This window comes from Janthinobacterium sp. GW821-FHT03C10 (assembly GCF_059420865.1).
In genome coordinates, this window is sequence record NZ_JBWKUN010000011.1 from 137,511 (window position 1) to 149,077 (window position 11,567).

General features: G+C 59.6%; 9 protein-coding genes. 6 read left to right on the forward strand and 3 right to left on the reverse strand.

Annotated features, from left to right (window positions below):
• The first annotated feature begins 298 nt into the window (after positions 1-298).
• Positions 299-2,170, forward strand: a complete 1,872-nt coding sequence (locus AC07VH_RS27795) for a phosphoenolpyruvate carboxykinase (GTP) (RefSeq protein ID WP_494788923.1) — start codon at positions 299-301, stop codon at positions 2,168-2,170.
• A gap of 208 nt (positions 2,171-2,378) precedes the next feature.
• On the opposite strand, the gene AC07VH_RS27800 is transcribed toward AC07VH_RS27795, so the two are convergent.
• Both AC07VH_RS27800 and uvrA read right to left on the reverse strand, forming a co-directional pair.
• On the reverse strand, positions 2,379-3,107 hold the full coding sequence (locus tag AC07VH_RS27800) for a hypothetical protein (RefSeq protein WP_494788924.1): 729 nt from the start codon (positions 3,105-3,107) through the stop codon (positions 2,379-2,381).
• Positions 3,108-3,661: 554 nt separating this feature from the next.
• Positions 3,662-6,511 (reverse strand): excinuclease ABC subunit UvrA, encoded by a 2,850-nt coding sequence (uvrA, locus tag AC07VH_RS27805; protein ID WP_494788925.1) that lies wholly within the window; start codon positions 6,509-6,511, stop codon positions 3,662-3,664.
• A gap of 381 nt (positions 6,512-6,892) precedes the next feature.
• On the opposite strand from uvrA, the gene ssb reads away from it, so the two are divergent.
• The 4 genes from ssb to AC07VH_RS27825 all read left to right on the forward strand — a co-directional run bounded on the left by ssb (position 6,893) and on the right by AC07VH_RS27825 (position 10,695).
• A complete protein-coding gene (gene ssb, locus AC07VH_RS27810) occupies positions 6,893-7,402 on the forward strand; it encodes a single-stranded DNA-binding protein (RefSeq protein WP_076569341.1) in 510 nt (169 codons plus the stop codon).
• Between the two features lie 238 nt (positions 7,403-7,640).
• Positions 7,641-9,092: a UbiA family prenyltransferase gene (locus tag AC07VH_RS27815; RefSeq protein ID WP_494788926.1), complete on the forward strand. Its 1,452-nt coding sequence runs from the start codon at positions 7,641-7,643 to the stop codon at positions 9,090-9,092.
• A complete protein-coding gene (locus AC07VH_RS27820; RefSeq protein ID WP_475417706.1) occupies positions 9,089-9,454 on the forward strand; it encodes a DMT family transporter in 366 nt (121 codons plus the stop codon). Before AC07VH_RS27815 ends, AC07VH_RS27820 begins: the two co-directional genes overlap by 4 nt.
• The gene (locus tag AC07VH_RS27825) at positions 9,454-10,695 is read left to right on the forward strand and encodes an ArnT family glycosyltransferase (protein WP_494788927.1); all 1,242 of its coding nucleotides are present in this window, start codon (positions 9,454-9,456) and stop codon (positions 10,693-10,695) included. Before AC07VH_RS27820 ends, AC07VH_RS27825 begins: the two co-directional genes overlap by 1 nt.
• A 56-nt stretch (positions 10,696-10,751) precedes the next feature.
• On the opposite strand, the gene AC07VH_RS27830 is transcribed toward AC07VH_RS27825, so the two are convergent.
• A complete protein-coding gene (locus tag AC07VH_RS27830) occupies positions 10,752-11,168 on the reverse strand; it encodes a hypothetical protein (protein ID WP_489629457.1) in 417 nt (138 codons plus the stop codon).
• Between the two features lie 224 nt (positions 11,169-11,392).
• Here AC07VH_RS27830 and AC07VH_RS27835 point away from each other — a divergent pair, with 224 nt between their 5' ends.
• On the forward strand, positions 11,393-11,551 hold the full coding sequence (locus AC07VH_RS27835; protein WP_475417703.1) for a hypothetical protein: 159 nt from the start codon (positions 11,393-11,395) through the stop codon (positions 11,549-11,551).
• Positions 11,552-11,567 lie beyond the last annotated feature (16 nt).

Here is an 11,567-nt window from a genome sequence, read left to right on the forward strand (position 1 = left end):
TAGGGAAATAACAGGATACGGGAAATGCTGAATAGCCTACTACATTAGTCAAGCTATTCTCCTACATTTTTGCGAGAATAGCCGTTACGCGGGTGTACAATCGCCGGCACTTTTAAAGCTTCCTGATTATAGTTATAGCGCAAACTGTTCCTGCAGCCTGGGTGCATGATCCAGGTAAACGACTCCAGAGCCCTGCCCGCGTGAGCACCCCGCCCGCAGTGAGCCGCAGCCAACTCTCAACGATGCTGCCTGTCTTGCCGGAATGACCAGAATTTCTTTTATTGGTATTGGAGGTAATATGAATCAGCCCGTCATGGGTGGCGTCGCCGCACTCAACGTCCCAGCTTATATTAAACAACAGAAACTGATCAACTGGGTGGCCGACATTGCCGCGCTGACCAAGCCGGACCGCATCTACTGGTGCGATGGCTCGCAGGAAGAGTACGAGCGCCTGTGCGCCGAGATGGTTGCCAGCGGCACCATGAAAAAACTGAATGCCGACAAGCGCCCGAATTCCTACCTGGCCTGCTCCGACCCGAGCGACGTGGCGCGCGTCGAAGACCGCACGTATATCTGCTCGGCAACGAAAGAAGCGGCCGGCCCGACGAACAACTGGACCGATCCGGGCGAGATGCGCCACACCCTGAACGGCCTGTTCGACGGCTGCATGCGCGGCCGCACCATGTACGTGGTGCCCTTCTCGATGGGGCCGCTCGGCTCGCCGATCGCCCACATCGGCGTGGAACTGTCCGATTCGCCGTATGTCGCCGTCAACATGAAGATCATGACCCGCATGGGCCGTGCCGTGTACGACGTGCTGGGCACCGATGGCGAATTCGTGCCGTGCGTGCACAGCGTGGGCGCGCCGCTGGCCGCCGGCCAGCAAGACGTGAAATGGCCGTGCAACAGCACCAAGTACATCGTGCATTTCCCGGAAACGCGCGAAATCTGGTCCTTCGGTTCCGGCTACGGCGGCAACGCCTTGCTGGGCAAGAAATGCTTCGCCCTGCGCATCGCCTCGAACATGGGCTACCAGGAAGCGCAAGCGTCCGACAACAACCCGGGCTGGCTGGCCGAACACATGCTGATCCTCGGCGTGGAATCGCCGGAAGGCAAGAAGCATTACGTCGCGGCAGCGTTCCCGTCCGCTTGCGGCAAGACCAACTTCGCCATGCTGATCCCGCCGGCAAGTTTTAACGGTTGGAAAGTAACCACCATCGGCGACGATATCGCCTGGATCAAGCCGGGCGCCGATGGCCGTTTGTACGCCATCAACCCGGAAGCCGGCTATTTTGGCGTGGCACCGGGCACCAACGAAAAAACCAATTACAACTGCATGGCGTCCATGCGCGACAACACGATTTTCACCAACGTGGCGCTGACGGACGACGGCGACGTCTGGTGGGAAGGCTTGACCAAGGAAGCACCTGCCCACCTGATCGACTGGCAGGGCAAGGACTGGACGCCAGCGTCCGGCACCAAGGCGGCGCATCCGAATGCGCGCTTCACTGTTGCTGCAACGCAAAACCCCGTCATCGATGCGGCCTGGGACGATCCGGCCGGTGTGCCGATCTCGGCCTTCATCTTCGGCGGCCGCCGCTCGACCACCGTGCCGCTCGTCACCGAAGCGCGCAACTGGGTCGAAGGCGTCTACATGGCCGCCACCATGGGCTCGGAAACGACGGCCGCGGCCGTGGGCCAGATGGGCGTCGTGCGCCGCGATCCATTTGCCATGTTGCCGTTTATCGGCTATAACATGAGCGATTACTTCCAGCACTGGCTGGACATGGGCGTCAAGGTGGGCAAGGTCAACCCGGCTGCCCTGCCGAAGATCTACTGCGTCAACTGGTTCCGCACGGACGAGGCGGGCAAGTTCGTCTGGCCTGGCTTCGGCGACAACATGCGCGTGCTGAAATGGATGCTGGAGCGCATCGAAGGCAAGGCGGGCGGCGTGGAAAACCTGTTCGGCACGACGCCGCAGTATGGCGACCTGAACTGGGATGGCTTGCCATTCACGCAGGAGCAGTTCGACACCATCACCTCGATCGACAAGGCCGCGTGGGTGGAAGAATTGAAATTGCATACGCAGTTGTTTGAAAAACTCGCGTATCATCTGCCGCAAGAATTGGCAGATCACAAGGCTGCGCTGGAAAAGCGGCTGAGTGCGTAAATAAGTTAACGTACGACGGCGCCTGACAAGCGTAGCGCGCCGCGCAATAGCTTGTCAGGTGTTGAGAGTTGTAGTGGGGGGAGAAACACGCCGGCATAGACTGGCGTGCTATAAGTGACACGCCGGCAATGACTGGCGTGCTAGCAAAAAGAGAAACGGCGCGGATTGCATGAGCAATCCGCGCCGTTTTTTATTGTGGCTTGTCGGTTCAGCGAGACATGGCCGGCACGAAATAGCGCAGGTTGGCGTCATCGTTCATTTTCGGGCATTGGCCAGGTTTTGCTGCCGGAAAGGATAGCGGCAGTAGCGTCGTTTCATGCAGGCGGTCTTCCACTTCCAGCACGCCGGCATACGCTTTCACCTGGCGTGGCGCGGGCGACTGGCAATCACCGATTGCCAGTTCGCGTCCTTCGCCATGAAAGCTGCCACCGTAGGCAATACTGGTGCACAGCGCCGGCCAATAATGAAATGGAGTAAATTGTGCTGCCGCCGCCATGTGTTGTTGATCTGCCGGCTGTAATTTTTGCTGCATGAAATATAGCAGCAATGAGGCATGCCGCTCGTAGGACGGCGGCAGTGCCAGGCGCAACGGCTGGGTAGCTACCTTGATCCGCCTGCCGCAGCTGCCGTCGTTGCTCGCCACGGGCAGGATTTCACGTCCCGGTGGCCCCTGTGGATGGATCGCAAACGGGGCGGGCTGGTTCAGACTCAACGGTAGGGATTCCATGCGCAATGCAAGTTTCAGGCGCCGTGCGCCATCGTGGTATTCAATATCATATTGTTTACCAGGCTTGAAGCCCTCGCGGGCCTCGATCCGATACAAACCGTAGGCTGCATCGACTTCTTCGCTGATGTCGCGCAAGCCCTGCTGCATGGCGAAGCGCTTGATCTTGTCGCCAGTTTGTTGTTGCTTCGGTTCGCTCCAGTCCGAATCCACGGCTTTCAAGCTGCGGCATATCGGCAGGGAAGGCGTTTTTCTGGCCGGTGCATTGCTGCATTTCCGGGCTCGCCAGATAATAGCCTTGCAGTTGTTGCCCCATTTGCTTTTCCACGCGTAGCCGTACCACGACCGGTGTCAGTTTTCGACCCAAACCATGCTCCTGAATACGAAAATTCTTTGTGGACAGGGCGATTGGTTGCCTGACAATGCTATACCTTCCTTCATCCCTGAGCACGTAATCCGGATAAGTTTCAGGCAGAAACAGGACACCGCGCGCATTGGCCGGCAGGCTGATGGTCGCGGGGCCTGCGCTGGTCGCAGGTGTTGCATGCAGGAATTTTCCTGGCTCATCTCCCATGCAGGAACAGGCCAGTACACTGCCCGGCAGCAGCAAGCACGCCAGTGCTATGCAGCGGGTCCAGCTGAATCGCGATGGTCTGGTTTGCATGGTCTCTCTTGACGAAGCGGCTTGATTGCCGAGCAAGATAGTTTCCCATAGAAAAATCCCCCGGACAAGACCATTGGCCGGGGGATTGAGAGGGAGACGCCGCTTATTGCTTCAGCAGCGGCCCCAGGTACTTGCCCGTCACGCTGGCCGGGTTCAATGCCACGTCTTCCGGCGTGCCCGTGGCGATGATCTGGCCGCCGCCGGCGCCCCCTTCGGGGCCCAGGTCGACGATCCAGTCGGCCGTCTTGATGACGTCCAGGTTGTGCTCGATGATGACGAGGGTGTTGCCCTGGTCGCGCAGGCGGTGGATGACTTTCAGCAGCAAGTCGATGTCGTGGAAATGCAAGCCCGTCGTCGGTTCATCGAGGATGTACAGGGTGCGGCCCGTGTCGCGCTTGGACAGTTCCAGCGACAGTTTCACGCGCTGCGCCTCGCCGCCGGACAGGGTGGTGGCGCTCTGGCCCAGCTTGATGTAGCCGAGGCCCACGTCGAGCAGGGTTTGCAGCTTGCGCGCGATCAAGGGGACGGGTTTGAAGAATTCATGCGCCTCTTCCACCGTCATGCCCAGCACTTCCGTGATGTTCTTGCCCTTGTAGTGCACTTCCAGCGTTTCGCGGTTGTAGCGCTTGCCATGGCACACGTCGCACGGCACGTAGACGTCGGGCAGGAAGTGCATCTCGACCTTGATCACGCCATCGCCCTGGCACGCTTCGCAGCGTCCGCCCTTCACGTTGAACGAGAAGCGGCCCGCGCTGTAGCCGCGTTCCTTGGCCGTCGGCACGGTGGAGAACAAATCGCGGATCGGCGTAAACAAGCCGGTATATGTGGCGGGATTCGAGCGCGGCGTGCGGCCGATCGGCGCCTGGTCGACGGAAATGACCTTGTCGAAGTGCTCCAGGCCGCTGATCGACTCGTGCGGCGCCGGCTCCGTCTGCGAACCGTACAGATGGCGCGACAGGGCCGGATACAGGGTATCGTTGACCAGCGATGACTTGCCCGAGCCGGACACGCCCGTCACGCACGTCATCAGGCCCACCGGCAAGCTCAGCGAGACCTTTTTGAGGTTGTTGCCCGTCGCGCCAGTAATGACCAGCTGCTTTTCCGGATTGCTGGCGTGGCGCTTGGCCGGTACGGCGATCTTCAGCTTGCCGTTCAGGTACTGCGCCGTCAGCGACTTCTTGTTCTTGAGAATGTCGGACAAGGTACCTTCGGCGATGATCTCGCCGCCGTGCACGCCCGCGCCGATGCCCATGTCGACGATGTAGTCGGCCGTGCGTATCGCGTCTTCGTCATGCTCCACCACCAGCACGCTGTTGCCGATGTCGCGCAAGTGTTTCAAGGTTTCGATCAGGCGGTCATTATCGCGCTGGTGCAAGCCGATCGACGGCTCATCGAGCACATACATGACACCTGTCAAACCGGAGCCGATTTGCGACGCGAGGCGAATGCGTTGTGCTTCGCCGCCGGACAGCGTATCGGCGCTGCGGTCCAGCGACAGGTAATCGAGGCCCACATTATTGAGGAATTTCAGGCGCGAAATAATTTCCTTGACCACGCGGTCGGCGATCTCTTTCTTAGCACCCGTCAACTTCAGCTTTTCAAAGAATTCCAGCGTCTCGCGCAGCGGTTTGCCCGCCACTTCATAGATGGCGCGCTGCTGCTTGCCGGTGCCGACCTTGACGAAGCGCGCTTCCACGCGCAGGCGCGCGCCATCGCATGAGGGACAGCATTTCTCATTGATGAACTTGGCCAGTTCTTCCTTGACGGCCATCGAATCCGTTTCGCGGTAGCGGCGCTGCAGATTGTTGACCACGCCTTCAAACGTGTGTTCCTTGATGACGGTGCGGCCCCGTTCGTTGACATAGCTGAACGGGATCACTTGCTTGCCGGAACCGTACAGCACAGCTTGCTGTGAATTCAGGTCCAGCTGCTCGAACGGCATGTCCAGGTCGAATTCGTAAAAGGCGGCCAGGTTCGACAGCATCTGGAAGTAAAACTGGTTGCGGCGGTCCCAGCCCTTGACGGCGCCCGACGCCAGCGACAGATTGGGGAACGCGACGATGCGTTTCGGGTCAAAGAATTCAATGTGTCCCAGGCCGTCGCATTCGGGGCAGGCGCCCATCGGGTTGTTGAACGAGAACAGACGCGGTTCCAGTTCCTGCAGGGAGTAGCCACACACATTGCAGGCGAACTTGTTCGAGTACACGTGTTCCTGGGCGGTATCCATTTCGTAGGCAATGGCGCGGCCGTCGGCCAGGCGCAGGGCCGTTTCGAAACTTTCCGCCAGGCGCTGCTTGATGTCCTGGTTCACCTTGACGCGGTCGATGACGACGTCGATCGTGTGTTTTTCCGTTTTCTTTAGTTTCGGGAGGTCATCGACTTCATAGATCTTGGCCGCATGCGTGCCGCTCTGCACGCGGAAGCGCACGAAGCCCTGTGCCTGCATCTGCTCGAACAGATCCACGTGTTCGCCCTTGCGGTTGGCGACGACGGGCGCCAGTATCATCAGCTTGGTGTCTTCCGGCATGGCCAGCACGGCGTCGACCATTTGCGACACGGATTGGGCGGCCAGCGCGTTTTCCGGGTGGTCGGGGCAGTAGGGCGTGCCCACGCGCGCATACAGCAGGCGCAGATAATCGTGGATTTCCGTCACGGTGCCCACCGTCGAGCGCGGGTTGTGCGACGTTGCCTTCTGTTCGATGGAGATGGCGGGTGATAGGCCCTCGATCAGGTCGACGTCCGGTTTTTCCATCAATTGCAGGAACTGGCGCGCATAGGCCGACAGCGACTCGACGTAGCGGCGCTGGCCTTCCGCGTACAGGGTGTCGAAGGCCAGCGACGACTTGCCGGAGCCGGACAAGCCGGTAATCACGATCAGCTTATTGCGCGGCAAATCGAGATTGATATTCTTGAGGTTATGCGTGCGAGCGCCGCGAATGCGGATCTGTTCCATGTGATTGCCTTGCTTTCAGTGAGTGGTGCGGCCGGCGCATTGCGGGAACTGCCAGATGAGGCAGCCACAACGGGTCAACCTGTTACTATAGCCGGGTTTTGCTCTGCATGCCTGAGGCAGTCACGGGCGGATTGCGCCACCCCGAGAACGTGCCCCGGCAAAGTTTGATGCAGATGCGTGCAGACGATTAAACACTGTATATAATACCAGTATTCAAGTTTCTTGTTTTCACCTGCCGTGAAAAAAACGTGTTGCCGCGCGGTAGCTGGCGTCCGTTAGAAAGCGGATGCTTTGCGCCGCGTGGTCGCTTATAATCGTCGTTTGGTAAAAAATCTCACGCGCGGGACTCCGGCTCCCGCTGCGGTTCATCAGGAGTTATTCATGGCATCAGTCAACAAAGTCATCATCGTCGGCAATCTGGGCCGTGACCCGGAAATCCGCTACATGCCTAGCGGCGACGCGATCGCCAACATCGCCGTGGCCACTTCGTACAAATCGAAGGACCGCAACACGGGCGAACAAAAAGAATTGACAGAGTGGCACCGTATCTCGTTCTTCGGCCGCCTGGCGGAAATCGTCGGCCAATACCTGAAAAAAGGTTCGTCCGTCTACGTCGAAGGCCGTCTGCAAACCCGTAAATACACGGACAAGGACGGCGTCGAGAAGTACGCAACCGACATCATTGCGGAACAGATGCAAATGCTGGGCGGCCGTTCCGGCATGGGCGGCGGCGATGCCGGCGGCGATGACAGCTACGGTGGTGGCGGCGGCTACGAAGCCCCGGCCCCGCGCCAAGCGCCAGCCCCGCGTCCGGCACCAGCCCCGGCACCACGCCCGGCACCGAAGCCGGCGCCGAACTTCTCGGACATGGATGACGATATTCCGTTCTAAGACGCACTACGGCTCATTGCTGCATAACGCCTCGCAAATCCTTGATTTGCGAGGCGTTTTTATTTGTTGTTGCGGGTCTTTTTTTTCGGGTCACTTTTAGGTGCTACGGGCGTTCAGCTCAAGCAGATAACCGCTCCCTTCCTTGATCTATGTTGGTTAGCGCCATCATGACTCCCCCTATAATTTAATCACTGCCCTCAGCATCCCGTCCGCAATGCCACACCAGAACAGGGAGAAAATGGTGGCTATTTCGACCGAAGCGCCCCTGGTTGTCGATCTTGATGGCACGCTGACGCCAACCGATACCCTGGTTGAAGCCGTCATTAAGGTGGTGAAGCAATCCCCGCTCAATTTGCTCCGCTTGCCGTTCTGGCTCATGAGAGGGCGGGCAGGCTTCAAGGAAGCCATTTCGGCGCATGCCAGCATCTCGGGCGAACTCCTCCCTTACCGTGCGTCCCTGCTGGATTACCTGCGCGAGGAAAAGCAGAAGGGCCGCATGATTGTCCTGGCGACGGCGGCTCACCATTCTATTGCCAGCGACGTGGCCAGGCATCTTGGCCTGTTCGACAAGGTGCTGGCGACGCAAGCCGGTCACAATCTCAAGGGCAGGGCCAAGCTGCAAGCCATCCAGGAGCAGGTAGGGCCATGCTTTGTCTATGCTGGCGACAGCAAGGCGGATGTCCCCATCTGGCAGGCCGCCAAGGCGGCGGTGCTGGTGGATGTTGCCTGGCGTACGGTCCAAACCGTCCGACGGCATGTACCGATCGAACGCGAGTTTCCGGGGGAGAGCTGCGGGCTAGGCGTGTGGATGAAAGCCCTGCGTGTCCACCAGTGGCTAAAGAATCTGTTGCTGTTCGTACCCCTGCTGACGGCATTCTCCTTCCTCGACCTGGGCAAGTTGATCACCATGGCCGTGGCCTTCCTGGCTTTCTCCTTGGCCGCCTCCGCCACCTACATGGTCAACGACCTGTGGGACCTGGAAAGCGACAGAGCACACCCCCGCAAGCGGCTTCGCCCTTTTGCCAGTGCCCGCCTGCCGATTCTGAAGGGCCTGGTCGTGGCAGCGGCGGCGTTGCTCCTGGCCCTCGTTCTGGCCTGGTTCGTGTCGAATGCCTTCCTTCTGATGCTCCTGCTTTACCTCGTGCTGACCAGCGCGTATAGCTGGGTGCTCAAGGAATACGTGCTGATTGACGTGCTCATGCTATCCCTGCTGTATACCTTGCGCATCCTGGCAGGTTCGGTTGCCATTGGTACCGCCGCCAGTTCCTGGCTGTTGGCTTTCTCGGTCTTCATGTTCCTCAGCCTCGCCCTGGTGAAGCGCTGTGCGGAGCTGGTCACCCTGGAAGAGAATGGCAAGGCAGCCACGCGTGGACGGGATTACCGGGTGACCGACCTGGCGGTGTTGTGGCCCCTGGGGGGCGGGGCGGCCCTCTCTGCCGTGGTGGTGTTCGGGCTGTTCATCAGTGCGCCGGAAACGCAGCGGCGCTATGGCACCCCGCAGATGCTGTGGCTGGTTGCCCTGGGATTGATTTACTGGCTTGCGCGCCTGTGGGTGAAAACCTCCCGCGGTGAAATGCACGATGATCCGGTGATTTACGCCCTCAAGGACCACGGCAGCCGCATGACCGTATGCGCCATGGTGGCCATCATGCTTGGGGCGCATTTCCTCGTATTGGGTACCTACCCATGAAAACGCTCTGCATTGCCATCCTGAGCATCGCGCTATCCGTCATGGCGCAGTTCTCATTGAAGAGCGGCGTGTCCGGCGCCGGGGTGAAGGCGATGATGGCTGAGCCCAAGTCCTTCATGACCCTCATCAATATCCTCACGGACAAATATGTCCTGGGAGGCTTTCTCCTCTATGGCCTGGGAGCGCTGGCCTGGCTGGGCGTGCTGTCGCAATGGGAGGTGAGCAAGGCCTACCCTCTGGCAGGCCTGGGATTCGTGCTCACCCTGCCAATCGCTTACCTGCTCGGGGAGCAGATAAGCATGCCCCGTGTGATTGGTGTGGCGCTGATTTGTGCGGGGGTGTTTTTGGTGGGGAGGAGTTGATGAATGACAAGCATGATGCCCAGCAACAGCGAGATTGGCTGTGGCTGGCAATCGTCGCAGGCATCGGCCTCGCCCTGAGGGCGGCGGTGATTGCGGGCTACCAGCATGTGCCGGAAGGCGATGAACTTGCCTACAGGAGCATGGCGCTCAACTTGCTTGGCGGGAATGGCATCGTCGACAGCATGGGCAACCGCGCGATGTACAACGTGGGCTATCCCCTGTTGATACTCGCGCCTGTCTTTTTTCTTTTTGGCGACGACCTCCTGGCGGTTCGCCTGGTGAACATGTGCCTGGGAGGCGCGGCAATCGTGCTGTGCTACCTGGTGGCCAAAGAGGCTGGTGCAGGCCGGTCGGGGCGTCTCATCGCCGCACTCGCCTGGGCGCTATATCTTCCGAACGGCATCTATGGGATGTATCTGGCCAAGGAAAACCTGATGATTCCCCTGATGCTGGGGGTCATGTGGTGTGCCCTGAGACTGACACGTCAGCCCTCGAATACAGTGGCAATCGGCTGCGGGGCACTCGGTGCCCTGTTGGCGTTGACTGGCAATGCAGCCTTGTCACTGCTGGCGGTCCTTGCATGGGCATTGCTGCTGTCTCCCGCATCGATGGCTCAGCGGGCAAGCATGGCCATGCTCGCGCTGTCAGTTGCGTTGCTGATATCTGGCCCATGGCTGCTCAGGAACATGCAAGTGATAGGCGCCCCTGTCTTGAACACCAATGGCGGCTTCAATCTCTATTTGGGGAACAACCCGGCTGCGACAGGCATGTTTGTTTCCATCTCGGAGACACCACGTGGCCCTACCTGGGATGCCCTTCGGAAAACGGGGGAAGTGCAGGCCTCCGAGACCTTGAAACAGGAAGCTATTTCTTGGGTGAAGGCCCATCCGGCGGCGTTCCTGACGTTGGCAGTGAAGAAAGCGGCTTACTTCTGGACGCCCCCCTTCCATGAGGGCAAAGGAGATCAGTCGTCGGCGGAAAAGCTAGTTCGTCTCTTGTGGACGATACAGTTCTTGCTCCTGATTGCCGGTGCGATTGGAACGGTGCTGATTCCAAGGCTAAGAAATCGGCAGGTCGCCCTGCTCTGGCTGGCGCTTGCGTGCTACACCGGCGTTCACATGTTGTTCTACGTGATATTCCGATACCGTGAACCCATCATGCCGATCCTGGCAGTGATGGCGGGCTTGGTGCTTGAGTCACTTGTGGCCGCCCGCCAGCAGGCAGCGAATCCGGCCAGATAAGACTGGGGCCGTGCTCTCGACTCTTTTGCGCCCCTTGCTGTCATGCTGCCGGAAACTCAATCGCGCAGCCGCATCTCCAGGCTGTAATTCGCCACCGCATTCCTGCGTGCCGCGTTGCGCATCAAATACACCTGCACCGTGTACTCGCCATCGGCCGGCAGTTTCGCCTGGTAACTGTTGCCGCTGGTCGAGCCGATGAACAGGGCTTCCTCCTGGCCGGCCTGGCGGATATTGAAGTAATTCGACGGCTGATTGGTTTTCAGCTTGACGCTGAGGGTCTGGCCGGCCTTGCCAGTGACCGTGTATTCGGCCGTGGCGTAGCCCTTGATCTTGCCTTTCACGCTGTGCGCGTTCTTGCCTGCCGTCAATTCGACGTTTTCCTTGTGGACAGGATCGGCGCTCCAGGCGGGCGTGGTAAAAACGAGGGCCGCCAGCAGCAGGCTGGCGCGGAGGGACAGTGGACGACGCGGCATATGGCATTTCCTTTCAAACTGGATGAAGAAGCAGGCGATGGTGATGCCGCCCATCTTACGCCAGCGCTTGCCAAGCGCCTGTACGGCAGCGCGAGCATGGCCAGTTCGCGGATGGTTTCCCCCCGCTTTCTTGACCTGGGTACTTTTTTTAGCTGCGCACGTTTCAAGATGCGGCCGACGGCATTACCGTCAACGCGTATTGCCCCGGCGTTGTCGGCACCGACATGTGGCTCGACATCGACAAGCGCATGGCCGAACTGACCGGCGCCGAGCTGGACGCAACGTACAAGCAATACGTGGACGGCATCGCGCTGGGACGTGCCGAGATGCCGGAAGACATGGCGGGGCTGGTCTCGTGTACCGTTAAAACACTGACGGCATAAAAAACAGGCCACGCTG

Excerpts from the sequence above, each read along its gene's own strand:
- AC07VH_RS27795 (WP_494788923.1), top strand. The coding sequence starts at position 299 with ATGAATCAGCCCGTCATGGGTGGCGTCGCCGCACTCAACGTCCCAGCT.
- uvrA (WP_494788925.1), bottom strand. The coding sequence starts at position 6,511 with ATGGAACAGATCCGCATTCGCGGCGCTCGCACGCATAACCTCAAGAAT.
- ssb (WP_076569341.1), top strand. The coding sequence starts at position 6,893 with ATGGCATCAGTCAACAAAGTCATCATCGTCGGCAATCTGGGCCGTGAC.
- AC07VH_RS27815 (WP_494788926.1), top strand. The coding sequence starts at position 7,641 with ATGGTGGCTATTTCGACCGAAGCGCCCCTGGTTGTCGATCTTGATGGC.
- AC07VH_RS27820 (WP_475417706.1), top strand. The coding sequence starts at position 9,089 with ATGAAAACGCTCTGCATTGCCATCCTGAGCATCGCGCTATCCGTCATG.
- AC07VH_RS27825 (WP_494788927.1), top strand. The coding sequence starts at position 9,454 with ATGAATGACAAGCATGATGCCCAGCAACAGCGAGATTGGCTGTGGCTG.
- AC07VH_RS27830 (WP_489629457.1), bottom strand. The coding sequence starts at position 11,168 with ATGCCGCGTCGTCCACTGTCCCTCCGCGCCAGCCTGCTGCTGGCGGCC.
- AC07VH_RS27835 (WP_475417703.1), top strand. The coding sequence starts at position 11,393 with ATGTGGCTCGACATCGACAAGCGCATGGCCGAACTGACCGGCGCCGAG.